Here is a 22,023-nt window from a genome sequence, read left to right on the forward strand (position 1 = left end):
AGACACTCATTGACAGCCTTGTTCTTAGTTGTTCGTGCAGCATCATAGACAGTCTGTGTAGAAGGCTGTCAATGAGTGTCCACGTTCATTCCAAGGGCAAACAAGAGTGACGATCGCACGCTCACAAACTGCTTTACACAAAACTTTCACTTCTTTAAAATCTTGACGGTAAAGATTTTTGAGAAAAAGTGATATTAGCGCTTTTTTGTGTAGCATAGTTAAGTTTTATGTTTGTGTGCGGCTGTGCGGCGATCGCGCTACTGCTGAAAATAACACTCTTGAAAGTTGTGTAACATCCAGCTTTAATAAATCTGTTGTCATCAAGGACTGATATACTTTGCACGCACCTCCCAATCCCTGGATCGCAAGTGCGCCCTTTTTCCAAGGGTTGCCAGAAGACGTTGTGGAACCAGCCTTAACTCATCTTGTCACCCGCACTCACCCGGCAAATCAAGTCATTTTGCTGGAAAATGATTGGGGAGGTTCTGTATATTTTATTATCGATGGATGGGTAAAAATTCGTACCTACAATCTAGAAGGCAAAGAGGTAACGCTGAATATTATCGGCAAGGGCGAATTATTTGGAGAAATGGCAGCGCTAGATGAAGTGCCTCGTTCAACTGATGTGATTACTCTGACTCCGACGGTGATAGGCAGTATGCCGGCACAGGATTTTGTGAAATTACTACACACAGAACCCTTGGCGGGAGTTAGATTATCGCAACTAATGGCACGACGCTTGCGACAAGTAAATCGAAGATTGCGATTGCGCGAATCTGATAGTCAGTCGCGGGTGGCTGACACGTTATTATTTTTGGCAGAGGGACAGGGAAAAAAAGGGCAGACAGGAACGGAAATTCCCAATTTACCTCACCGGGAATTAAGTAGTTTGAGTGGACTGGCGCGGGAAACAGTTACACGAGTATTGACAAGGCTGGAAAAAAAAGGCTTGATTAAACGCGATCAAGACATAATTTGTGTTCCCGATTTATTAGCCCTAGAAAAGATGATAGTTTAACTTGTTATATATATGACTATTTCAGATTCTCTGCCAGATGAGCCAGAAGAACGCCACTTTCTTAAATCCCAAATCGAGGCTGATGAATTGTTAGACAAACAAGAGAATTTTAGCCGACAACAGTTAAAAGCTGATGCGCCTTTGCGAATGGTGGAAACGGCATTTTTAGCAAGTGCCTCTAGTTTGATTTGGTTTATTAACAATTATTTTCCGTTGGGACCAGTTTTGCGGATATTTTTTCCGGTGCCGATCGCTTTAGTTTATCTTCGTTGGGGCAACCGCGCAGCATGGATGGCGGCGGTAGTTTCCGGGTTGCTGCTTTCGGTGTTGATGGGACCGGTTCGCAGTTTGCTGTTTGTCATGCCTTTTGCTTTTATGGGGGTGCTTTTAGGCGCAACTTGGCATCGCCGCGTTCCCTGGATTGTTTCTATCACCTTGGGTACGCTGTTAGGTACTTTGGGGGTGTTTTTTCGCGTCTGGTTGTTGTCTGTGTTGTCGGGTGAAGATTTGTGGATTTATTTGATTAACCAGACGACAGATTTTCTGGAGTGGTTATTTTTGAAGCTGGGAATCTTGGCGACTCCCAGTGTATTTTTCATTCAAGTGGGAGCGATCGCCTTAATTATAATTAACAATTTTATTTATCTGTTCGTCGTTCACCTAGCAGCATGGCTGTTATTAGATCGCCTCGGCAATCCCATCCCCCGTCCCCCACGCTGGGTGCAAGTTCTGATGGATAATGAAGGATAGTCACGAGTTATGAGTGATGAGTTAGGAGTTATGAGTTGAAAATTCCTAACTTTTAATTCCTAACTCCTAATTCTTAACTCCTAACTCCTAACTCTTTGAGTGATTCGCATTTATACCCAAATAGAACAAGGTGAAGCATGGATCGCACGTTATCGCGGTACTTCACCGATTTTTGCCTGTGTATTAGGATTTACCGAAACTTGTTTAATTCCGGGAATTTCCGCAGCCGGTCGGACTCCAGAGGATCGGAAATACACAGCCGTTGCTGATGCTGAGTTTTTATATTACGGTGCAGGACGAAAGCCGCAATATCCCCTACCACCTTTGTCGGCTGGCGCGTCACCTGTGCTGATTTCTCGCGCTGTAGTTGAAGCACTTGAGATTCCAGTTTATTTGTTTAATGCTGGCTTACCCCAGCAGCCTGCTGTACCTGTAATTGATTTGGGTGGCTGTCCGGCTAAGTGTTTAAGTCAAGGTGCAGCGATGGATTTAGCAACGGTAAATCATTTGTTAAAGCAAGGGCTGCTTTGGGGTGAACGGCTAAGTGAGAAAATTAAAGATGGCTATTTAATTGTTGGTGAGTGCGTAGTCGGCGGAACCACAACCGCCCTAGCGATTTTAACTGGCTTGGGTATTGAAGCAGTGGGCAAAGTTAATAGCAGCCATCCTGTTTGTAACCACACGCAAAAGTGGGCGGTGGTGCAAGCGGGGTTGGAGAGGATGAGGGGAAGACAGGAGGACAAGGGCGACGGGCGTGGGGACAAAGCTATTGTTTCTGATTTCTCCTTGTCTCCTTGTCTCCCCCTCGCCTTGTCCCCCCCTGTCGATCCGCTACAACTTGTAGCGGCAGTGGGAGATCCGATGCAAGTGGTGGCGGCAGGTATGGCTATTGCAGCGAGTCGGCGTTGTGGTGTAATGCTAGCTGGTGGGACGCAAATGCTGGCGGTTTATGCTTTGATGAGTGCGATCGCTACTGCTTATACTTTACCTTGGCGAAGTAAAGCAGTTGTCGTCGGTACAACTCGCTGGGTAGCAGAAGACCCCTCTGGCGCTACAGTTGAATTAGCTCAACTAATTAATAGAGGTGGGAAAACTGAAAATAATGTTTCCCCACCTCTACTTGCAACTCAATTAAGTTTTGCTGATTCTCGTTATTCCCAACTCCTAGCTTATGAGCAAGGTTTTGTGAAAGAAGGTATGGGCGCTGGTGGCGCTTGCATTGCTGCCCATATAAGCCAAGATTGGCGACAAAACCAACTTCTGGCAGCTATTGAAGCCCAACTCGAACGCTTGATCCGAGTCAATAATCATTAGTCATAGTCCAAAGGTTTTTGACTATTGACTCTTGACTATTGACTCTTGACTATAAACTAACTAGTGAATTCTTTTGAGCAATAATTGTTCTTCCAAGGCAGCTATGCGATTATATGCGGCTGTTAATTGTGCTGTCAGGCGTTGGATTTGAATTTCTGGTGTTAAAAGCTTATCTCCGGCTTGCAGATTCATTTCTGGATAAACGCCGTCTGTCAATACGTCCTTGTGTTCTAAATCTGAATTTAAACGAATTTGTCCTTTTAACTGGTAGCCCCCAGCGTTGTTATTTTCCAAATAATTATCTTTTGCCTCTGTTCTTGCTAAAGAACACTCTGATACAGCTTGAGAGACTTTACCATCAAGCTGCTCAATCAGCTCGTAGAGGGCATCGACTTTATGACCCAAACTTAGGATCTGCTTTTGTAATTGCTCCATTTGATACCCTCGTCCACATATTTTCTCTATATATAGTATTCAATCTATTCACAAGGTTAACTATACTTATGAATTATTTAAGTATTCATATTTTCTGTTGAAAGCTTGACTTAAAGCATTAAACAGAAAATTTGCAGAAACATTTATGCAAAGTATCACTAATCATCATTGTTGAGATAAATTAATGTTTTCAAGATTCTTTGCCTGATTTTTGCTCAATTTTGTTGATTATTAAGGTTTTCAGCATTGCTTATAAGACAAAGCGCATATGACTTGCTTATGTTAGCAGCTATAATAGGTGTCGCTTAGAGATGCAGTTGTTACAAAACATCAAAAATCAGGTTTCTAGACAACAAGCAGAGGAAGGAAACAACCAATTTTCGTGACTATCACCTGGCTTCTAGGTAAATTTTATAAAATGAAGGTATTTCTAATTACCAGAGATTTAGCATTGGATTGACTTATCCAAAGTTAGAAATAGCACCAGTTGCAGTATTGATGATAAGTCAAAAGGGCGATCGCGCTCTTAATGACACACTGAAAAAAAGTTTTGCGGTTGTGTATGAGTGAAGGCGATCGCCCTTTTGACCCAAAATCTAACTTATGGCAACGATACTGACTGTGAATGTGGGTGTAGTCTTGACAAAGTTGCACAATTGTAGTGTATTGCAAAAGCTTTAATGCCTCTGTTTTTTGGAGTTAATTTGATAAATAACTTAATAAAAGCGTTGTTGACCACCTTCAACTAGTAAAGTGAAAGCGTAATTGAGAAAGAAATGCAGCAACTAATCTCACTACCCGCATTCATTGATTACAACAGCGTATTTGACGAATTTGGATTTGGGATGAGAGTGCGATGCCTCTTACTGTCTCACATTTACCCGTTAGACAATTTCCTTGGAAGCGACAGAAAACCCGTAATCGAAGTAATTACAACGGATAAAGGCAAAACCCATAAACGCGATCGCTCACTTCCAGCCTTCAAACTCAAATTAGGGATGGGGCTAATTGAAGATACCAGCGGTAAATCGCAGCGCTGGATTCCTGGGGGTTTTGGGCATTGCCGTCAAGCATTGTGGCAATGGTGCTTAACTCGAATTGAACCAAAAGCTAATCGTCGGCTACAAACTGAAGTAGGGCAACATTTGGGCGATTACGTAGATAAATTGAAAATTGGCGGGACACCAGCAAAAGTAGCTCAATCACGGTGCTGTGCCTTGGCTGCACGCCTTTTATTTCAAAAACTGACTCGACAAATAACTTAACAAACAAACAAAGGTAACGGCTAAGTCTTATAGTGAAATCAATTAGCCGTATAAAGCACGGCGATTGACTACTAAGAGGGAAAAACTCATGGTTCAACGTGGTTCTAAAGTACGTATCCTCCGTAAAGAATCCTACTGGTTTCAGGATGTAGGAACCGTGGCATCTATTGACCCAGGCGGCATCAAATACTCGGTAATTGTCCGCTTTAACAAGGTAAATTACTCAGGTATCAATACCAATAACTTTGCTGAGGATGAATTACTAGAAATTGAAGCACCCAAGGCAAAGGCGAAAAAGTAAATAGGGCATGGGTAATGGGTAATGGGTAATGGGTAATGGGTAATGGGTAATTCCTCCTTGTCTGCCTACTTCCCATCTCCCCTACCTCAGAGTCGCTATAAACTGTAAAGTGCTTTAATTAATGCGTGGTTTGCGTTCCTCGTGCTCACTGATGCCTGAATTACCTGAAGTAGAAACAGTCCTTAGGGGTCTAAATCAATTGACCCTTAATCAAGAAATTACGGGTGGAGATGTATTGCTTTCTCGAGCGATCGCTTACCCGTTTTCTTCTTTTGAGTTTATTTCTGGAATTAAAGGCAGTGCGATCTTCACTTGGCATCGTCGGGGCAAATATCTCCTAGCCGAACTTAGCAGCCGGGAGAAGGGGACAGGGGGAGAAGGAGACAGGGGGAGTGGGGGACAAGGAGGACAAGGAGGACAAGGAGGACAAGGAGGACAAGGAGGACTCCTTGGAAGAATTTCTCTGTTTGAAACCCCCACTCCCCCACTTCCCCATCCCACTTCGTTCCTAGGGGTTCATCTGCGAATGACCGGTCAACTATTGTGGGTGCATCGAGATGAACCGTTGCACAAGCATACGCGGGTGAGATTATTCTTTGGTTCAAAGCAAGAATTACGCTTTGTTGACCAGCGCACTTTTGGTAAAATGTGGTGGGTTCCTCCAGGAGTTGCACCTGAAAGTATCATTAGTGGTCTACAAAAGCTGGGAGTAGACCCGTTTTCACTCCTATTTACTGTAGAGTATTTAGCAAGTAAACTGCAAAATCGCCGCCGTCCTATCAAGACTGCGCTATTAGATCAATCAGTCGTGGCTGGGTTAGGTAACATTTATGCTGATGAAGCTTTGTTTTTGAGTGGAATACGACCCGAAACACTATGTATAAATTTGAAAACAGAGCAAATTGAACGTTTGCGATCGCACATTATTCAAGTGCTAGAAAACAGCATTGCCGCTGGAGGCACGACTTTTAGTAATTTCCTCAATGTCAAAGGTGTAAACGGTAACTACGGCGGCGTTGCTTGGGTTTACAACCGCGCCGGAGAACCTTGCAGAGTATGTGGTACAGCAATTGCGCGAACTAGATTAGGTGGGCGTTCTAGTCACTTTTGTATTCAGTGTCAGCATTAATTGAGTTTCGTGCAAAGCTATTCTTTGCAAGGGACACGTTTTTCATACCATTTCACCTGAAGAAGAAATGATGACTAACCAACTTGGCTTAAACGATTACAAACAAAAAATAGCGGATTTATACAACCGCAGAAGCCAAACTTATGACGATAGTAAGTGGCATGTCCAAATTTGTCAGCGCTTGCTTGAATATGCACAAGTTAGTTCCAGACACCACGTTTTGGATATTGCAACAGGGACAGGTCATATAGCGATCGCAGCATCTCAAATAGTTGGGTCTTCTGGTCGAGTCATTGGTATAGATATTTCGGCTGGAATGCTCGAACAAACCAGGAATAAGGTTGAGGTGTTGGGTCTAAAAAATATTGAGTTTCAACTTGCGGATGCCGAATCAGTCAATTTCCCGGCTAACAGTTTTCACCGAATTTTATGCGCGAACTCATTTCCCTGGATAGAGGACAAAGAAGCTGCATTACAACTTTGGCATCGATTTCTCAAACCTGGCGGGGTAATTGGCATTCATACACCAGCGGACACAGCTGACATCGGATATGTTGTTTTGCGGCAGGTATTGCAAAAGTATGGTGTGACGCTTGAACCTAGCAATCGCATCGGCACACTTGAAACATGTCAAAGTCTATTTGCAAACGCTGGCTTTGAAGAAATCGAAATCAAAACTGAGCAACACGGTAGCTACATTAGTTTAGATAAAGCAAAATCAAGGTGGACAGGAAATTCGCTTCCATCCCCCAAACAATCTGCAAATCACTTATCAGAACTTTCATCGGTACAGTTGACACAAGCTTTGGCTGAATTTGAAGCAGAACTAGAGGCACGTCAAACTGAACAGGGAGTGTGGGATGATCTCACCACTGTTTACATACTGGGTCGAAAGCCATAAATAACTATGGAACATCGAAGTATCCTCGTCTTTGTGTCTTGGCAGGAGATAAAATTCAATCAGGTATCCATACATATACTCAAGAGGGGAAAGTAAATGCCTGTTAAAAGAGGAGATACGGTTCGCGTTGTCCGCGAAAAGCTAGAAAATAGTTTAGAAGCACAAGCTAGTGATACACGCTTTCCGAGTTATTTGTTTGAAACTAAAGGCGAAATTGTAGATATCAAGGGTGATTACGCCCAAGTGAAGTTCGGGAAAGTGCCAACACCAAATATGTGGTTACGTTTGGATCAACTTGAAGAATTTAAATAAGATTAAATTATGAGCTATTCCCCTTCCTCCCCAATGCTGTGTTATTCACCGCGTGTAACCATCGTCGGTGCTGGGAGGGTTGGTAGTACCCTTGCCCAACGCATTGCGGAAAAAAACTTAGCAGATGTGGTATTACTCGATATTATTCCGCGAATGCCTCAAGGATTAGCGCTTGATTTGATGGAGGCAAGGGGAATTGAAACGCATAATCGCAAAATTATCGGCACAAACGATTATGCTGATACGTTTGGTTCAGAAATCGTGGTAATTGCCGCAGGAATTCCCCGCAAACCGGGTATGAGTCGCGATGATTTGTTGAAGACGAATGCGGGAATTGTAGTGGAGGCAACAATGAGTGCGATCGCTCGTTCTCCGGATGCGATTTTCATTATCATCACCAATCCTTTAGATGTGATGACTTATTTGGCAAGACAAGCAACAAGTTTACCACGCGATCGCATTATGGGTATGGCAGGCGTGTTAGATTCGGCACGCTTTCAAACCTTTATTGCGATGGAATTCGGCGTAAGTCCTGTTGATGTCAATGCGATGGTATTAGGTAGCCACGGAGATTTAATGGTACCTTTACCGCGTTATTCTACTGTCAACGGTATTCCAATTACAGAATTGATGGATGCAGCCACAATCGAGCGTTTGGTACAAAGAACTCGTCATGGTGGCGCGGAAATTGTCGAATTAATGCAAACGGGTGGTGCTTTTTTTGCTCCCGCTTCTGCAACTTGCGTAATGATAGAAGCAATTTTGCGAAATGAGTCACGTTTGTTACCAGTGGCAGCGTATCTTCAGGGAGAATACGGTTTAGAGAATATTTGTCTGGGCGTTCCCTGTCGCTTGGGATGCGGTGGAATTGATACCGTGTTGGAATTGAATCTTACTGATGCGGAAATGGCTGCTTTGCATACTTCCGCTGAATCTGTGCGTGAAAATATCGAGCGATCTCAAGAAATATTAGCGACGGCTGGTGACTCGCAACAATAAAAAACAGTAGCATTAATTGCTACTGCCCGATTTGCTATTGCGCTTGCGATCGCATTTTTCAAAACTTGATTAACGATTATACTCGTCTGCGGGGTCGCCGTAGGGGTCTTCGCTAGCTGGGCGGATATCACCGTATTGGTCTGCGGGGTCGCCATAGGGGTCTTGGCTTGCGGGGATAGCGTCGCCGTAATATTGGTCTGCGGGGTCGCCGTAGGGGTCTTGGCTTGCGGGGATAGCGTCGCCGTAATATTGGTCTGCGGGGTCGCCGTAGGGGTCTTGGCTTGCGGGGATAGCGTTACCGTAATATTGGTCTGCGGGGTCGCCGTAGGGGTCTTGGCTTGCGGGGATAGCGTTACCGTACTGGTCTGCGGGGTCGCCGTAAGGATCTTCGCTGGATCGACGTACCTCGCGATCGCGGTAATCGGTGTCTTGCTCATATTGCTCGTCGTTCGACCCAGCAAGAAAATCTTTCGCTTTTCGCAAAAAGTCGTCTACCATAATTTATCTCCTTTTTATATTGATGCGGTGCTAATTGCTGTTGTCTTTTTCTGGCTATCTAATATGCTGGAGCTTCTTGAGGAGCAACGTCTGTTAAAGTGCGACCTGTGGTACGTCCGTTATAACCTTGGAAGTCTCGGTACTGTTGCGCTTCCGACTGTGGAACTTGAATTCCTTCCGCAGGTGGTGTTACCCAGTGAGCGCGATTTTGAGCATCGCGGTAGTAAACACGTCCGTTCTTAGAAAGGTAATATTTGCCTTCTGGTCCATTACCTTGGGCATTTTTGCGCTTGTTATAAAGGTAGTAAAGTGCGGCTGCTCCAGCTAAAGTTATCGCGACTTTCTGCCCCGTTGATAATCCTTTTTTAGCTTCAGGTTGGTTTCCTGGCGCGGAATTGTTGACTGTTCTACCAACGGTATCATCAACAGGTGGCGGTGGCGCTGCATTTTGCGAACCTCCACCACCGCAGCTACTAAGAAGCGGCACAGTTAACAATGCCGAAAGCAACATCGCCAATGGACGCGAAAATCTTTTACGTTCTGGGTATATTGTGTTCATCTTATTTCCTCATCACCCTGCGGAAATCTAAATGCGGTGTTGTTAAAAAAACAGTGTTGAAATTGTTGTTATTTTCCCAGATGGAAAAAACGTTTATCGTTAAAACGTCAACAGCACAGCTACAACGTTTGATTGCAATGATGATGAAATTTTGCAAGTATTTCATCTTGCCTTTGAGAGAACTTGTATTCATCCCAAAGAAATATGTAGTTAATTTGGTAACAAATATTTTCGTATATTTGCTTGTGTTTAATAAAGCAAAAAATTCGCTGTTGTCGCTTTGTGTGAATACACTTACGTAAATTTCATCAACATAAAGAAAATAACTTGAGCTTTTTCAGTATTTTTCCAACAGTTAAAAAATTTTAGCCAGAACTATACTGGTAAAGATTATTATTTATACAGTGTCACAAAAGTTACAAAATATGACAAATCAAGCTCAAACTCGCCTACTGCTTGCTTTATGGGAATTGGGAGGAGCAAAGCAGGAAGTGAACAAAGGTAAACTTCACGATCGCATCAAATCTAAAGACAAGAAGATAGCAGATTTTAAGGACATTTTTGCAGAATTGGAGAAAAAAGGAGCGATCGCTATCTCCAAAAAAGGCTACACTCTCGAATCTCCTCAAGGTTTAGAAGTGCTGAGTGAAGGTTTGAAAAGTGCTGATTTTAAATTTGAAGGCACTATTGTCGGAACTTGGGCAGCGAATGCGTTGGTAAGGTGGATTGGTGAAATGGATGGTGCTTCTGGTGCAGATGTACTAGTTGATCGGGTAAAGAGTGGAATTAAATCTTACAACGAGTTTGAGAAAGTCACGCTGGAAGTATACGACAAGCTGAATCGGGACTATAACCTAAATGATTTAGTGCCGATATATCGAATTAGGAGAGAAATAGGCGATCGCGTAAGTCGTTTTGAATTCAGTGATTGGCTGCTGGAAATGCAAGCTAACGATATTTTGCAACTACAAGGCGGCAGTGTAGAAGACAGCGCCCCAGACAAAATAGAAGATTCCGTAGTTACAGAACTCGATGGATTGCGCTGCTTTGCGAAACGTTTGAAGTTTTAAACTGTCTTTCATTCCTCACTAATTAACTTGGCAAGAATATGACATTTACCACATCTGCAATTGATGACTTGATTAAAAGTAAAAACCCATTTGCGGGACATATAGTTGTTAGACCGTCGCAAATATGGGGAAAAAGTTTTCCTGATGTATCTTCAATAAATGCTCACGCTTCCAATGCAGTTTTTGATGCTGTAGAAAAAGTTCGACAAGGACAGCGAGAAACTGTAGGTATCACAATTACAGCTGAAAAGGGAGTAGGTAAAAGCCATATCATTAGTCGGATTCGCCACCGGTTTTTGGTGAATGGTGGTTCTTTATTTGTTTACATGAGCAAGTATGACAACTTGAATCAGATTAAATCTCAGTTTCTGCAAACTGTTGCTTCTAGTCTGAGAGCTATTGGAAGTCAAAAGGTGATGCAGTGGCAAGAAATTGCAGCAGAGTTAATTAATGAAGTCCAAAAGTGGAATTACAGTCCACAACAATATATTAGTAGTATATATCCAAGTTTATTCCAAAAATATTCAACTAAGTTTGTTGATAAGTTAACAGAGCTTGTTTTACAAAATAAGCCGGAAATAACCAACCCCTACTTAGTTAAAGCAATTTTGTGGACACTCTCTTCTACCCACTGCACTTATGCAAATTATTGGTTGTCTGGTTTGGAATTAACTCAGGCACAAGCTGAAGCAATGGGTTTACCAAATCCCAAAACAGAAGATAGAGAAGCAGAAGCATTAACAACTGTTCGTCAAATTATAGACATCATTAGCGACTATAGAATCCCAGTGATTTGCTTTGATGAATTAGACACTCTAGAGGTTGACGATAACGGATTTTTAGCTTCACAGGTTATTGCCAGTTTAGCAAAGGACTTGTACAACAGTCTCAAAGGGGGTGTGCTAGTACTAACAATGTATCCTGAAACTTGGGAAAAGCACATCAACGCTTTGCCACAAGCTCATGCAGTCATTGACAGATTAGTAAGTGAGCAACATAATAGGCGACCTATTGAATTAAGACATCTAAACTCTGATGATATCGTTGCCCTTGTTCGTCAATGGTTACAAGAGTTTTATGAGGAAAATCAACAAACTCCTCCTCATTCCTTCTACCCATTTAATGAAACTAAACTTAGAGAACTTGGTAGAAGCAAGCCTACCGTAAGGTCTGTTTTAAATTGGTGTGCAGAGAATTTTGTGATTGATACTGTTTCACCACCGATTAATTTAGTTAAATTATGTTTCCAGAGTGAGTTAGCAAATGTTGAAGCTTCTATCGATTCACTATTAGAAAATGAAAAAGAAATTTCTTCCGCACTTTGGCTTGCCTTCAATACCTTAGTGGGAGAAACAGTGGAAAAAGTAAAAATTGAAAACATTCAAGAAGTAAAAGCTAGCGGGTCAGACCAAGGCTATATAGACTTTAGAATTGTTGGCAATAATGGTAAACTCAAAATAGGAGTGGATGTCCTCCAACAATCGGGAGGGACATATGTGACAGCGGCGTTAGGAAAACTAATTGATTATAGAAAATTTGACTTAACTCGCGGTTGCTTAGTTCGTTCCAAAAAAATTAATCCGGGAGCAAAATTAGCTAAAGACAGATTGAAAATCCTTTTGAAAGAAAAAGGAGGAGAGTGGGTACTTTTACAAGCTAAAGATATTAAACCTCTTTTGGCTATCTCATCTGTTTACGATAACTGTGAAAGTTACCAAATTACTCAACAAGAAATTTTTGATTATATCAAAGAAAATAAGTTAGCAATTAATAATCCTTTGATTCGAGAAATTTTGAGTGACCCCTCTGGTCAAGAACCTGATAATTTAACTGATGATGAATTGCCGATGAGAATCCCTCAAACCGTTACCGATTCCATTGATAACATAGAAGTTGATTGAACTGTAGTTAACTAAAGATGAATCAGCAGACTTTGATTCCAACAGCACTATGTTTACCTACTCCTGATATTGAAGCTTTAATTCAGGGTCGAACAATTGTTGCTTTACCCAGGATGTTTATTCGTCCTGGGCAGCAATTTTCTCTTTATCCAGCCAATTATTCAACTATTCCGCTTTCAGTTGAACGATACTACCGCTCAAATTTTTTGCCAATTGCCCAAACTGCTTTCAAACTGCTTAGTTCTGAAAAAGTCTTGATAAAAGCTTGGGCTAAATGTGAACTATGCCAAATTTTAGATGAGACTAAATCTTTAGAAGTTTTATCTGGGCTAACAATATGGACGAAAGAAGGTTTACAGGAAATTATACGACAGCGACAACATATTTTTATAACTTATTTGCGCGTATACCAGCTGCTTTATCCTCAAGAAGTGTCAGTTAATCCCAATATTCAGGAAAAGGTAGGAAAGTTTGTAAGTTTGCCTTTGACTGTTTCTGATGCCAAGCCGGTGTTAAGCGATCGCCTCTTCAACATCCGCAAACACCAGTTACAAAATTTACACCCACCCCTGCATCCTGAATTAGAACAATTGCAAAGTGCTTTATCCTCCCTTGCTACCACCAACCCAGCAGCTAAACAATTAGAACAAGATATCAAAGTCTTTTTAGGTTGGAGTAGCGAGCAATTTGTCAAGCAAATTGATTCAAATTTATCTTGGATAAATGATATTGCTAAATTAGGCGATCGCAGTCGTAAGGAAGATGAAGGAAAAAGCAACTATCAAGCAGGAACAGAGTTTGAAAATATAGTGCGTGATAGTCTTGAATTCCTCGGTTTTAGCGTTGACTATTCCCACAAAGGTGGTGCGGGTGGTTTAGATTTATTTTGTTCAAAACCATACCCGCTATTTGGTGAGTGTAAAGCAGGTAAAAAAATTCCCAACGATACCGCAGTGCAATTGTTAAATTTGGGAACTTTACGCAGACCAGACCTTTTCAATCAAGCTACTAAATTAATTATCGGTCCTGGTGAACCCACAAATCAACTAAAAGACGCAGCAAAATTACATGGTATGGCTATCATTAACCCGGAAACACTTGAGAAGTTAATCAAACTGCAAAGCAACTATCGCAATTCAATAGATTTATTTCAACTAAAAGAATATTTAAAAGCTGGTCAATCTGATGAGGAAGTTGAAAAATACATTGACCAAGTTTACACAGATATGAAACAGCGATCGCAGATTGTCCAAGCGCTCAAAGAACTATCTGAGCAAGACAACGAAAATTCAAAAACTACACACAACCATTTCACAGTAACGGAAATTCGCGCTCATTACAATGCTACTCAAAAACCTAAACTAACAGATGAGACAGTTCATGATTTAGTGATTGAACTTTCATCACCTTTAACAGGCTACTTGGGACGAATTAAAGGCAACGATTGGAGAAGCGATCGCTTTTATTTTCTCCGCGACTTACCAACTAGCTAATAATTATCCCAGCGTCAATATTCCAACTTGATAATTCACTACTAAAGGTAGAATTTTTAACCACTCTGAACCCAGCAATACTTCTGTAATTTCATCTCCGGCAAAAACCGGAATTTCATACTCTTGTTCATCCAAAAGTATCTTACCTAAATAAATTTCAAAAAGACTTTCCCCCTGTGCGGTTCGCAGTTCATCTCGACCAATATAAGTCCAATCCAGACCGTCTAAATCTTGTTTATTAATTGCGATAAAGCCTGTGAAACCAGTATCTAACATCGCATCCACAGGCAAATTTACATTATCAGCAGTAATTAATTCAATCTCAAAAAATAGCTGCCCCCTTTCACCAAATGTACCCTGTATCATATAGTGCCAGTGGCTCCAGTTTCATTCAAGCAGAAAACGCAGTGGTCAGCATTTGGGTACTTCTCGCGGGCTTTTTTGTGAGCTTGCATATTATCTGCATCAATAAAATAATCACCACTATCAGGTTCGACAGCAATATACCAGCCATAGTGTTTATCGATGAATTGGGGACGCACTCGTTCAAAAATCGCTCGGCAACGTTGATGAAATGCATCTTTTTCGGCTTTGCGTTTGGCTAGTTCTTCTGGTGATATGGTTATTTCGGGAAATATTCTGCCTCTGCGTACTAGCCGTTTTGGTGTTGATTCTGTCATAGTTATAATTCTATCTATTGATATTATTTTCATAGTATCAATAGATAATATAAGTAATTCAACTAAATTAAACGTCAGACCTCTAGAGTGATTTTGACGCAAGTCAAAATCGTCCCTTCCCTACAAGGGGAGGGAAGTCAAAGCCTCTCTCCTGGTAGGAGAGAGGTTTGGAGAGAGGTCTATTAAGAGTGAAAATGGCTGTAATATATAGGTGGGCATTGCCCACCTTACTAATTATACAGGTTGTTTCTGTGTTGTTTGCAGTTGCTTTAAAGCTGCTTCTGCTGCTGCCAAATCGTAAGGAAATGGTCTACCGCGAGTTACATAATCGCGCTCTTGGGTAGGTCTGTGACGCAATACTGCATTGACTAAAACACATGGTTCGGAACTTAAATTAATTGCTCCATGCAAAACTCCGGGTGGAATTGTTACTACTGCTGGGTAATTTTCGCTTAAAGCAAGATATTGGTATTTCTTGTTAATTAAAGTTACTAAGACAAACTCACCTTTAACTATTAATAATTGGTCTGTTTGTGATTTATGAACAAACAAATCATCTATTGTATTTGCAGGAATTTGTACCAGCATTGTTTCATGGCTGGCTTGGGGAGTAAAAAATTGAGTCATCCCTCCTTTGATAGATTCGAGTGGACGGATTTCCAGCGATCGCACGTTTTTCATATCCTAAAAAAAAACATCCTAAAAATTGAAGTCTCTTCAATCTAGGATGCCCAAAAATAAAAAATTGTTGCTTGTGCAACAAAAGTTGCCAAAATGTGCTTAAAGTACTACACCTATCAACTGAGAGAAATTTTTAAACTACCGGGTTCGCCAGGATGACCGTGCAACACTACACCGCGTTGATTAGCGGCAAGATGACGCACAATTTTGTAAATTGGCTCAATTTGGTCGGATGCGTTAGCTTTTTCGGCAATTTCCTGCAAAGAAAGGGGAGTTTTTTCGGTTTGCAGCACTTCTACGACTTGTTTTTGCAAATCGAGAATGGTAGCAGCGGCTTTTTTACCAGCTTCTACACCTGGTTGATGGTAGGCATTAATGTTGACTAAACTGGCATAAAAACCAACAGCGCGTTCGTACAAAGCAATTAACGCCCCAACTGTGCGAGGATTAACTTGGGGAATTGTGACTGTTATCGAATCACGGTGATTTTCATAAAGCGCTTGTCTAGTTCCTTGGAGAAAACCAGAAAGATAATCCCCTGATGTGACTCCAGGATCTATTTCTGGAGATGCACCGTTACGATCTTCCAATACTTCGATGAAGGTGGCAAAGAAATTCGCCACACCCTCGCGCAATTGTTGCACGTAAGCGTGTTGGTCAGTTGAGCCTTTGTTACCATAAACGGCGATGCCTTGATAAACAGTGTTGCCGTCTAAGTCTTTTTCTTTGCCCAAAGATTCCATCACCAGCTGTTGCAAATAGCGGCTGAATAGAAATAAACTGTCTTTGTAAGGTAGGACAACCATGTCTTTTTCGCCGCGTCCGTTGCCAGCATAGTACCAAGATAAAGCTAACAATGCTGCTGGGTTCTTTTTGACATCGTGAATGCGTGTGGCGTCGTCCATTTCTTTCGCACCTTCTAGCATCTCACCAACCTCGATGCCTTGTAATGCGGCAGGTACTAGCCCCACGGCAGACAATTCAGAGGTGCGTCCTCCTACCCAGTCGTACATGGGAAATGTTGCCATCCAGCCTTCAGATTTTGCCAATTTATCAAGGTTGCTATCGGCACTGGTGATAGCTACCGCATAATTAGCAAAGTCTAAATTCTGTCCGGCGTAAGCTTTTTTCACTTCAATCATACCGTTGCGCGGTTCTGGTGTTCCTCCAGATTTGGAGATAACTAACACCAAAGTGCTGGCAAGGCTGTTTCGCAAATGAGTCAAAATGCGATCGATACCTGCCGGATCGCTATTGTCGATAAAGTGAATTTTCAGGGGTGGGAAATCCGGGGCAAGCGCTTGGGCGACAAATTGCGGTCCGAGGGCAGATCCACCAATACCGATGGAGATAATATCAGTAAAGCGTTGTGCTCTAGGAGGATGAATCCCACCTGTTTTGACTTTTTCGGCGAATGCTTCGATTTGCTCGGTTGTGTTGACAATTTCGTGTTGAAGTTCTGGAGTAGGTGCTAAAGTATGATTTCGCAGCCAGTAATGTCCTACCATACGATTTTCGTCTGGATTGGCGATCGCTCCCTTCTCCAGTTCCACCATATCGGCAAACGCTTTGTCAAACTTCGGCTGCAACGACTCTACGAAGGCATCATCAAACCGCATTCGACTGATATCTAGATAAAATCCTAGTCCTTCGTGGAAATATAACCAATCTTGGTATCGTTGCCAAAGTGCCGTAGCATCCATAGGAAATCTCTAGTTAAGTGATTTTCACAAACAAGTTTAGTTTAAGCTTATAGCGATCCCTGCTCAGTCTTATACAGTTTTAAGTGTTGGGAATTGGCAATTGGGAATTGGGAATTGGTAATTGGTAATTGGTAATTGGTAATTGGTAATAGTGATGTGCGTTTTTTACCATTACCCATTCCCCATTACCCATTCCCCCACTCCCCACTCCCCACTCCCCATTCCCCACTCCCCACTCCCCACTCCCCACTCCCCACTCCCCACTCCCCACTCCCCACTCAATTTAAACATCCGGCATAGGTACAACTCGCAAAAATTTGACGATTTGACCCCGAATTTCTATGCCGATGAGATAATTATCCAGGGTGAAGCGGTGAAAAATGCCGTCGCTGTCTAGCTGTCGCAGTTCTGGTAAGCAATGCAGCGGCGATTTGTCAGCAAACTCAATAAAGACAAAATTATACACCCGCTGGTAGGCAGCCGGTTCTAAATTTTTCAAATCTATTAAAAAAGACTTTGCATAGCGGACTTCCCGATTCACAGCAAGCATCACCTTAACCAAATTTTGACTCCTTACCGACACAAGACACGAAAACGCTGGCTAATGAGTGAAAAACATTAACAGACGCAGCGCTTCATCATGAGTTAAGGTATCCCACGGTTGGTGCGATCGCTTAACTTCTTCTATGGCTTTGAGCATATAAAAGTCACAGTATAAAGCGTGCATAACGCTCCAAGTCTCTTGGAGGTCATCATCGGCTAACTGCTCGATTAAATGATGTATTCTGATTCGCAGCAAATTCATATATTAATTATGGGGCATGGGGCATTGGGCATGGGGCATTGGGGAGGCAGTGCGTTGGACGGGTTCCCCGGCTTGAAGCACCTGCCGTCATTGGGCATTGGGGAGGCAGTGCGTTGGACGGGTTCCCCGGCTTGAAGCACCTGCCGTCATTGGGCATTGGGCATTGGGCAGAAGAAAAGAGGATTTTTACATTTGTTTACAGAAGTTTTTATTTCTGTCTGCTTACTTATCCCTGTAATATTGTTCCCACAAAATACCGATGGTTAACTGTGAAGAGGAGGGGAGGAAAGGGGGAACTCTTGACAAATGACTAATGACTAATGACTAATGACTAATGACTCATGACTAATAACTATGGCTGATTATCTTATTTTCTTGGCGATTTCTACGTCTATTTTTGCTTTGTTCGCTCTGGGACTGAATTTGCAGTGGGGGTTTACGGGGTTAATTAACTTCGGACATGTTGCTTTTATGACTTTGGGAGCTTATACAACTGTGTTGTTAAGCTTAAAAGGGGTTCCCTTGTTGATTTCGGCAGTAATTGGGGGAATTTTGGCGGCTTTGTTAGGTTTGGTAATTGGTTTCTCAACTCTGCGCTTGCGGGAAGATTATCTGTCAATCGTGACTATCGGTGTTGGGGAATTGGTTCGGTTGGTGGTGAATAACCAAGATTTACCTGTGGGTGATGCTTGGGTATCTGGTGCGTTTGGTGTGCAAAGTTATACTATTCCTTTATCTACAGCGCCTAATTTGATTGTTAGATTAATCATGATTGGGTTGCTGACGCTGTTGGGTGGTATAACTTTATATTCATTATGGCGTTGGATTCGCAGCACGAAAAAGTTAGGTAGCAAGCAAGAATTTGCTACACACTTAGGAGTGGGAATTTTATTTGCACTGTTGACGATCGCAATTTATATTTCTGGGGCGATCGCGTTATATGATTACAACCCCAAAGCAGGTTTGATGCTGTCGTCACTGCTAGTATTAGCTTTGGTATTTTGGCGCTTGCAAGTTTTAGTGCGATCGCCTTGGGGTAGAATTCTCAAAGCTATCCGCGAAGATGAAGAAATTCCTAAAGCTTTGGGTAAAAATGTCTTTTGGTATAAACTACAATCTTTAATGTTGGGTGGTGCGATCGCTGGCATCGCTGGTGCTTTCTTTGCATGGCAACTCAGCGCGATTTATCCTGATAATTTCCAACCACAGCTAACCTTTGACTGTTGGATTATGGTCATTCTCGGTGGGAGTGGTAATAATATCGGTACTCTTTTAGGTGCTGTAATTTACTTTGCTTACGATTCGCTTACCCGTGAATACTTGGATGACATTTTCCCCAGTCTCAGCACTGAACAAGCGGGTGCATTTCGCATCATGATAATTGGTTTAATTTTGATTGTACTGATGGTTTGGCGTCCTCAAGGTATCTTAGGGAAAAAGGAGGAACTTACCCTTGGCAAATAATCAATCTTCAGAATTACCTTTACTCGCAGCAAGTGGACTGGCAAAAAGTTTCGGTGGAATTAAAGCTGTAAATGAGGCAGAAATTCAAGTTAAAAAAGGCAGCATTACCGGATTGATTGGTCCCAATGGTGCTGGAAAAACGACTTTATTTAACTTACTTTCTAACTTCATCCGTCCAGACAAGGGACGAGTAATTTTTGATGGTGAGCAAATTCAGCAGCTGCAACCGCACAAAATCGCCCAGCAAGGCTTGATTCGCACCTTTCAGGTAGCGCGGACGCTTTCGCGCTTGTCGGTGTTAGAAAACGTCGTGTTGGCAGCGCAAAAACAAACTGGTGAGAACTTTTGGCAAGTACAGTTGCAACCGCACGTAGTCGCGAAAGAAGAAAAGGAACTGCGCGATAGGGCGATGTTTTTGCTGGATAAGGTAGGATTAGCCGCGAAAGCGCAAGATTACGCTGGTGGGTTGTCTGGGGGACAACGCAAGCTGTTGGAAATGGCAAGAGCGTTGATGACAAATCCGAAGTTGATTTTGTTGGATGAACCGGCAGCAGGGGTGAATCCGAGATTGATTGATGATATATGCGATCGCATTATCACTTGGAATCGCGAAGAAGGCATGACCTTTCTAATTATCGAACACAATATGGATGTAATTATGTCGTTGTGCGATCGTGTTTGGGTTCTTGCGGAAGGACAAAATCTCGCTGATGGTACTCCAGCGGAAATTCAAACTAATCCGAAAGTTTTACAAGCTTATTTAGGGCAATAATTTAGATGCACTGTTTTGGCGATGATTAATTTTAATAGGTTGTGGAGAAAAAGGCGATCGCATCCTCGTAAAAACCAGCAGGCGATCGCCTTCACAAGTCCGACTGAGTAAACGCTTCGCGCACTCGTAACCCAAAGCCAAAATCGCCAAAAATAGAGTTGTAAACCTTGAAGCAGAATCATTCCCCGCAGAGTTTTGATGTGTCCCTATTTGAACAAAATCCCGCATATCAAGTTCAGGTTGAAACTTAATTTGCCACTTTTAACTACGATTATCAATCTGGGCGCGTTGCAAACTACCAGAAAAGTCAACATACACACTTTTCCATTCTGTAAATACGTCTAAAGCGGTAGTTCCGGCTTCGCGGTGTCCGTTGCCGGTTTGTTTGACTCCCCCAAAGGGTAAGTGTACTTCTGCGCCGATTGTCGGACCATTAATATAAGTTATTCCGGCTTCGATATCACGCATGGCAGCAAAAGCGCGGTTGATATCGCGGGTGTAAACTGAAGAAGAAAGACCGTAATTGGTATTGTTGAGAATTGCGATCGCTTCTTCAAAAGAGCTAACTTCAATTAATGCCACAACTGGTCCAAATATCTCTTCTCGCGCAACTCGCATATCCGGAGTTACATTATCTAAAATAGTCGGTTGAAAAAAGTAACCATTTTTCAATTCTCCCTCGTCGGCAATTTCCCCCCCAATTAACACCTTTGCATTTTCCTCACGGGCAATATCCAAATACATTTTCACCCGTTCAAGTTGCCTTTGATTAATTATCGGACCAATATCAGTATCGGGGTCGGTGGGAGAACCCAAGCGTAATTTACTTGTACGCTCTTTCAACATCGTGGTAAACTTTTCTTTGATATCGGAATGTAAAATCAGGCGACTTGTAGCCGTACAGCGTTGACCGGCTGTACCGAATGCACCCCAAATTGCCCCATCTAAAGCCAATTCTAAATCTGCATCTTCCATCACCACTTGAGCATTTTTCCCCCCCATTTCCAAACAGACGCGCTTGTGAGTGCGTCCGCAAGTTTCCCCAACAAAAGCGCCGGTTTGGGAAGAACCGGTAAAAGAAACTAAATCAACATTACTGTGTTCAACTAAAGCTTTTCCGGCTTCTTCACCCAATCCATGCACCAAGTTAATTACACCAGGAGGTAAACCAGCTTCTGCGAAAATCTCAATTAACTTAGTTGCACAAGCGGGAGTATCTTCTGCTGGTTTGAGGATGACAGTATTACCACAAACTAATGCCGGCATAGCTTTCCAACAAGGAATAGCAACAGGAAAATTCCAAGGAGTAATTAAAGCACAAACTCCTATCGGCATCCGCATCGTCATCGCGAATTTATTCGGCATTTCTGAAGGTGTCGTTTGCCCAAAAAGTCGTCGTCCTTCCCCAGCACTGTAAAAAGCACAGTCTACACCTTCTTGCACATCTCCCCGCGCTTCTGTTATCGCTTTACCCATTTCCCGACTGATTAACTGTGCAAGTTCCTCTTTATGCTGAAGTAACAATTCCCCAACGCGAAAAATATATTCGGCTCTAGCCGGTGCGGGAACTTGTCGCCAACTGTGGTAAGCTTTACGAGCAGATGCGATCGCTACATCTACATCTGCTGAATCAGAACGGGGAAAAGTGGCTATAACTTCGTTATTGGTTGGGTTGCGACTTTCTATAGTCTCTCTAGCACTCAACCATTGACCGTCAATGTAATTGCAGCAAGTGAGCGTAGTCATAGGGGAGTTTTTTGTATTAAGTTTCCCTTGTTTATTAATTGTCGTCAAGTGTAAGGAAAATGTTCTCACGCTCAGGCTACAGTATTTCACTAATTCGTCGCCAATTAAAGAAAGGCAATACCCCTGCATTGTTAATGCATCGGTCTGCATTGTTAATGCATCGGCTTGCATTGTTAATGCATCGGTCTGCATTGTTAATGCATCGGCTTGCATTGTTAATGCGTCGG

General features: G+C 42.4%; 27 protein-coding genes. 15 read left to right on the forward strand and 12 right to left on the reverse strand.

From position 1 onward, the window contains the following. The first annotated feature begins 337 nt into the window (after window positions 1–337). From PI95_RS28710 to PI95_RS28720, 3 genes are all read left to right on the forward strand, one after another. Window positions 338–1,018 (forward strand): Crp/Fnr family transcriptional regulator, encoded by a 681-nt coding sequence (locus PI95_RS28710; RefSeq protein WP_039737172.1) that lies wholly within the window; start codon window positions 338–340, stop codon window positions 1,016–1,018. Window positions 1,019–1,030: 12 nt separating this feature from the next. Then, entirely contained in the window at window positions 1,031–1,768 is a 738-nt protein-coding gene (locus tag PI95_RS28715; RefSeq protein WP_039737173.1) for a DUF2232 domain-containing protein, read from the forward strand. A 99-nt stretch (window positions 1,769–1,867) separates the two neighbouring features. After that, window positions 1,868–3,082 (forward strand): nicotinate-nucleotide--dimethylbenzimidazole phosphoribosyltransferase family protein, encoded by a 1,215-nt coding sequence (locus PI95_RS28720; protein ID WP_039737174.1) that lies wholly within the window; start codon window positions 1,868–1,870, stop codon window positions 3,080–3,082. Window positions 3,083–3,142: 60 nt separating this feature from the next. Here PI95_RS28720 and PI95_RS28725 read toward each other — a convergent pair whose 3' ends face one another. Further along, entirely contained in the window at window positions 3,143–3,517 is a 375-nt protein-coding gene (locus tag PI95_RS28725; protein ID WP_039737175.1) for a hypothetical protein, read from the reverse strand. Between the two features lie 776 nt (window positions 3,518–4,293). Here PI95_RS28725 and PI95_RS28730 point away from each other — a divergent pair. The 6 genes from PI95_RS28730 to mdh all read left to right on the forward strand — a co-directional run bounded on the left by PI95_RS28730 (window position 4,294) and on the right by mdh (window position 8,424). Next, window positions 4,294–4,782, forward strand: coding sequence for a hypothetical protein (locus tag PI95_RS28730; RefSeq protein WP_052324620.1), 489 nt, complete (start codon window positions 4,294–4,296; stop codon window positions 4,780–4,782). Window positions 4,783–4,870: 88 nt separating this feature from the next. Beyond that, window positions 4,871–5,083 carry a photosystem I reaction center subunit IV gene (locus PI95_RS28735; protein WP_039737176.1) on the forward strand — a complete coding sequence of 71 codons (213 nt, stop codon included), beginning with the start codon at window positions 4,871–4,873 and terminating at the stop codon, window positions 5,081–5,083. 151 nt (window positions 5,084–5,234) lie between these two features. Beyond that, on the forward strand, window positions 5,235–6,212 hold the full coding sequence (locus PI95_RS28740) for a DNA-formamidopyrimidine glycosylase (RefSeq protein WP_039738187.1): 978 nt from the start codon (window positions 5,235–5,237) through the stop codon (window positions 6,210–6,212). Window positions 6,213–6,279: 67 nt separating this feature from the next. Then, window positions 6,280–7,113 carry a class I SAM-dependent methyltransferase gene (locus PI95_RS28745; RefSeq protein WP_236117241.1) on the forward strand — a complete coding sequence of 278 codons (834 nt, stop codon included), beginning with the start codon at window positions 6,280–6,282 and terminating at the stop codon, window positions 7,111–7,113. Between the two features lie 96 nt (window positions 7,114–7,209). Further along, window positions 7,210–7,425, forward strand: a complete 216-nt coding sequence (locus PI95_RS28750; RefSeq protein WP_039737180.1) for an NAD(P)H-quinone oxidoreductase subunit O — start codon at window positions 7,210–7,212, stop codon at window positions 7,423–7,425. Window positions 7,426–7,434: 9 nt separating this feature from the next. Continuing rightward, entirely contained in the window at window positions 7,435–8,424 is a 990-nt protein-coding gene (gene mdh, locus PI95_RS28755) for a malate dehydrogenase (RefSeq protein ID WP_039737181.1), read from the forward strand. Between the two features lie 69 nt (window positions 8,425–8,493). On the opposite strand, the gene PI95_RS28760 is transcribed toward mdh, so the two are convergent. Further along, window positions 8,494–8,922 carry a hypothetical protein gene (locus PI95_RS28760; protein WP_039737182.1) on the reverse strand — a complete coding sequence of 143 codons (429 nt, stop codon included), beginning with the start codon at window positions 8,920–8,922 and terminating at the stop codon, window positions 8,494–8,496. A 58-nt stretch (window positions 8,923–8,980) separates the two neighbouring features. Beyond that, the gene (locus PI95_RS28765; RefSeq protein ID WP_039737183.1) at window positions 8,981–9,481 is read right to left on the reverse strand and encodes a hypothetical protein; all 501 of its coding nucleotides are present in this window, start codon (window positions 9,479–9,481) and stop codon (window positions 8,981–8,983) included. A 425-nt stretch (window positions 9,482–9,906) separates the two neighbouring features. Here PI95_RS28765 and PI95_RS28770 point away from each other — a divergent pair, with 425 nt between their 5' ends. From PI95_RS28770 to PI95_RS28780, 3 genes are read left to right on the forward strand one after another with little or no spacing between them, the layout of a single operon-like run. After that, window positions 9,907–10,551, forward strand: coding sequence for a hypothetical protein (locus tag PI95_RS28770; protein ID WP_039737185.1), 645 nt, complete (start codon window positions 9,907–9,909; stop codon window positions 10,549–10,551). Window positions 10,552–10,589: 38 nt separating this feature from the next. Further along, on the forward strand, window positions 10,590–12,452 hold the full coding sequence (locus PI95_RS28775; protein ID WP_039737186.1) for a hypothetical protein: 1,863 nt from the start codon (window positions 10,590–10,592) through the stop codon (window positions 12,450–12,452). 17 nt (window positions 12,453–12,469) lie between these two features. Then, on the forward strand, window positions 12,470–13,945 hold the full coding sequence (locus tag PI95_RS28780) for a DUF1802 family protein (RefSeq protein ID WP_039737187.1): 1,476 nt from the start codon (window positions 12,470–12,472) through the stop codon (window positions 13,943–13,945). A gap of 3 nt (window positions 13,946–13,948) precedes the next feature. Here the strand turns inward: PI95_RS28780 and PI95_RS28785 are convergent, their stop codons facing one another. From PI95_RS28785 to PI95_RS28800, 4 genes are all read right to left on the reverse strand, one after another. After that, window positions 13,949–14,311 (reverse strand): aspartyl protease, encoded by a 363-nt coding sequence (locus PI95_RS28785; RefSeq protein WP_039737188.1) that lies wholly within the window; start codon window positions 14,309–14,311, stop codon window positions 13,949–13,951. After that, window positions 14,308–14,625, reverse strand: a complete 318-nt coding sequence (locus tag PI95_RS28790) for a hypothetical protein (protein ID WP_039737189.1) — start codon at window positions 14,623–14,625, stop codon at window positions 14,308–14,310. Before PI95_RS28790 ends, PI95_RS28785 begins: the two co-directional genes overlap by 4 nt. Before the next feature lie 234 nt (window positions 14,626–14,859). Then, complete coding sequence (locus tag PI95_RS37555; protein WP_039737190.1) at window positions 14,860–15,306, reverse strand: cupin domain-containing protein; 447 nt, start codon at window positions 15,304–15,306, stop codon at window positions 14,860–14,862. Window positions 15,307–15,422: 116 nt separating this feature from the next. Then, the gene (locus tag PI95_RS28800) at window positions 15,423–17,009 is read right to left on the reverse strand and encodes a glucose-6-phosphate isomerase (protein ID WP_039737191.1); all 1,587 of its coding nucleotides are present in this window, start codon (window positions 17,007–17,009) and stop codon (window positions 15,423–15,425) included. Between the two features lie 156 nt (window positions 17,010–17,165). On the opposite strand from PI95_RS28800, the gene PI95_RS28810 reads away from it, so the two are divergent. Further along, window positions 17,166–17,309: a hypothetical protein gene (locus tag PI95_RS28810; protein WP_163519289.1), complete on the forward strand. Its 144-nt coding sequence runs from the start codon at window positions 17,166–17,168 to the stop codon at window positions 17,307–17,309. On the opposite strand, the gene PI95_RS28815 is transcribed toward PI95_RS28810, so the two are convergent. The 3 genes from PI95_RS28815 to PI95_RS36305 are packed head-to-tail and all read right to left on the reverse strand — an operon-like array spanning window position 17,293 to window position 17,971. Next, the gene (locus PI95_RS28815; protein WP_039737192.1) at window positions 17,293–17,559 is read right to left on the reverse strand and encodes a hypothetical protein; all 267 of its coding nucleotides are present in this window, start codon (window positions 17,557–17,559) and stop codon (window positions 17,293–17,295) included. The two genes, PI95_RS28810 and PI95_RS28815, sit on opposite strands and share 17 nt — an antisense overlap. Before the next feature lie 51 nt (window positions 17,560–17,610). Then, a complete protein-coding gene (locus PI95_RS28820) occupies window positions 17,611–17,814 on the reverse strand; it encodes a hypothetical protein (protein WP_039737193.1) in 204 nt (67 codons plus the stop codon). A 7-nt stretch (window positions 17,815–17,821) separates the two neighbouring features. After that, window positions 17,822–17,971, reverse strand: coding sequence for a hypothetical protein (locus tag PI95_RS36305; protein ID WP_236117242.1), 150 nt, complete (start codon window positions 17,969–17,971; stop codon window positions 17,822–17,824). Window positions 17,972–18,168: 197 nt separating this feature from the next. Between PI95_RS36305 and PI95_RS28825 the strand changes: the two genes are divergently transcribed. Both PI95_RS28825 and PI95_RS28830 read left to right on the forward strand, forming a co-directional pair. Then, window positions 18,169–19,278, forward strand: coding sequence for a branched-chain amino acid ABC transporter permease (locus PI95_RS28825; protein WP_039737194.1), 1,110 nt, complete (start codon window positions 18,169–18,171; stop codon window positions 19,276–19,278). Further along, complete coding sequence (locus tag PI95_RS28830; RefSeq protein WP_039737195.1) at window positions 19,268–20,050, forward strand: ABC transporter ATP-binding protein; 783 nt, start codon at window positions 19,268–19,270, stop codon at window positions 20,048–20,050. The genes PI95_RS28825 and PI95_RS28830 overlap by 11 nt, the downstream gene beginning before the upstream one ends. On the opposite strand, the gene PI95_RS28835 is transcribed toward PI95_RS28830, so the two are convergent. Both PI95_RS28835 and PI95_RS28840 read right to left on the reverse strand, forming a co-directional pair. Continuing rightward, a complete protein-coding gene (locus PI95_RS28835; protein ID WP_039737196.1) occupies window positions 20,039–20,278 on the reverse strand; it encodes a hypothetical protein in 240 nt (79 codons plus the stop codon). The genes PI95_RS28830 and PI95_RS28835 overlap by 12 nt on opposite strands. 33 nt (window positions 20,279–20,311) lie before the next feature. Further along, entirely contained in the window at window positions 20,312–21,796 is a 1,485-nt protein-coding gene (locus PI95_RS28840) for an aldehyde dehydrogenase family protein (protein ID WP_039738189.1), read from the reverse strand. Window positions 21,797–22,023: the final 227 nt, after the last annotated feature.

This window comes from Hassallia byssoidea VB512170 (genome assembly GCF_000817785.2).
Taxonomy (GTDB): domain Bacteria; phylum Cyanobacteriota; class Cyanobacteriia; order Cyanobacteriales; family Nostocaceae; genus Hassallia; species Hassallia carrinoi.

Coding starts and splice junctions, on each gene's coding strand:
- PI95_RS28715 (WP_039737173.1), top strand. CDS start 1,031: ATGACTATTTCAGATTCTCTGCCAGATGAGCCAGAAGAACGCCACTTT.
- PI95_RS28725 (WP_039737175.1), bottom strand. CDS start 3,517: ATGGAGCAATTACAAAAGCAGATCCTAAGTTTGGGTCATAAAGTCGAT.
- PI95_RS28730 (WP_052324620.1), top strand. CDS start 4,294: ATGCAGCAACTAATCTCACTACCCGCATTCATTGATTACAACAGCGTA.
- PI95_RS28735 (WP_039737176.1), top strand. CDS start 4,871: ATGGTTCAACGTGGTTCTAAAGTACGTATCCTCCGTAAAGAATCCTAC.
- PI95_RS28740 (WP_039738187.1), top strand. CDS start 5,235: ATGCCTGAATTACCTGAAGTAGAAACAGTCCTTAGGGGTCTAAATCAA.
- PI95_RS28745 (WP_236117241.1), top strand. CDS start 6,280: ATGATGACTAACCAACTTGGCTTAAACGATTACAAACAAAAAATAGCG.
- PI95_RS28750 (WP_039737180.1), top strand. CDS start 7,210: ATGCCTGTTAAAAGAGGAGATACGGTTCGCGTTGTCCGCGAAAAGCTA.
- mdh (WP_039737181.1), top strand. CDS start 7,435: ATGAGCTATTCCCCTTCCTCCCCAATGCTGTGTTATTCACCGCGTGTA.
- PI95_RS28760 (WP_039737182.1), bottom strand. CDS start 8,922: ATGGTAGACGACTTTTTGCGAAAAGCGAAAGATTTTCTTGCTGGGTCG.
- PI95_RS28765 (WP_039737183.1), bottom strand. CDS start 9,481: ATGAACACAATATACCCAGAACGTAAAAGATTTTCGCGTCCATTGGCG.
- PI95_RS28770 (WP_039737185.1), top strand. CDS start 9,907: ATGACAAATCAAGCTCAAACTCGCCTACTGCTTGCTTTATGGGAATTG.
- PI95_RS28775 (WP_039737186.1), top strand. CDS start 10,590: ATGACATTTACCACATCTGCAATTGATGACTTGATTAAAAGTAAAAAC.
- PI95_RS28780 (WP_039737187.1), top strand. CDS start 12,470: ATGAATCAGCAGACTTTGATTCCAACAGCACTATGTTTACCTACTCCT.
- PI95_RS28785 (WP_039737188.1), bottom strand. CDS start 14,311: ATGATACAGGGTACATTTGGTGAAAGGGGGCAGCTATTTTTTGAGATT.
- PI95_RS28790 (WP_039737189.1), bottom strand. CDS start 14,625: ATGACAGAATCAACACCAAAACGGCTAGTACGCAGAGGCAGAATATTT.
- PI95_RS37555 (WP_039737190.1), bottom strand. CDS start 15,306: ATGAAAAACGTGCGATCGCTGGAAATCCGTCCACTCGAATCTATCAAA.
- PI95_RS28800 (WP_039737191.1), bottom strand. CDS start 17,009: ATGGATGCTACGGCACTTTGGCAACGATACCAAGATTGGTTATATTTC.
- PI95_RS28815 (WP_039737192.1), bottom strand. CDS start 17,559: ATGCTTGCTGTGAATCGGGAAGTCCGCTATGCAAAGTCTTTTTTAATA.
- PI95_RS28820 (WP_039737193.1), bottom strand. CDS start 17,814: ATGAATTTGCTGCGAATCAGAATACATCATTTAATCGAGCAGTTAGCC.
- PI95_RS36305 (WP_236117242.1), bottom strand. CDS start 17,971: ATGCCCAATGACGGCAGGTGCTTCAAGCCGGGGAACCCGTCCAACGCA.
- PI95_RS28825 (WP_039737194.1), top strand. CDS start 18,169: ATGGCTGATTATCTTATTTTCTTGGCGATTTCTACGTCTATTTTTGCT.
- PI95_RS28835 (WP_039737196.1), bottom strand. CDS start 20,278: ATGCGGGATTTTGTTCAAATAGGGACACATCAAAACTCTGCGGGGAAT.
- PI95_RS28840 (WP_039738189.1), bottom strand. CDS start 21,796: ATGACTACGCTCACTTGCTGCAATTACATTGACGGTCAATGGTTGAGT.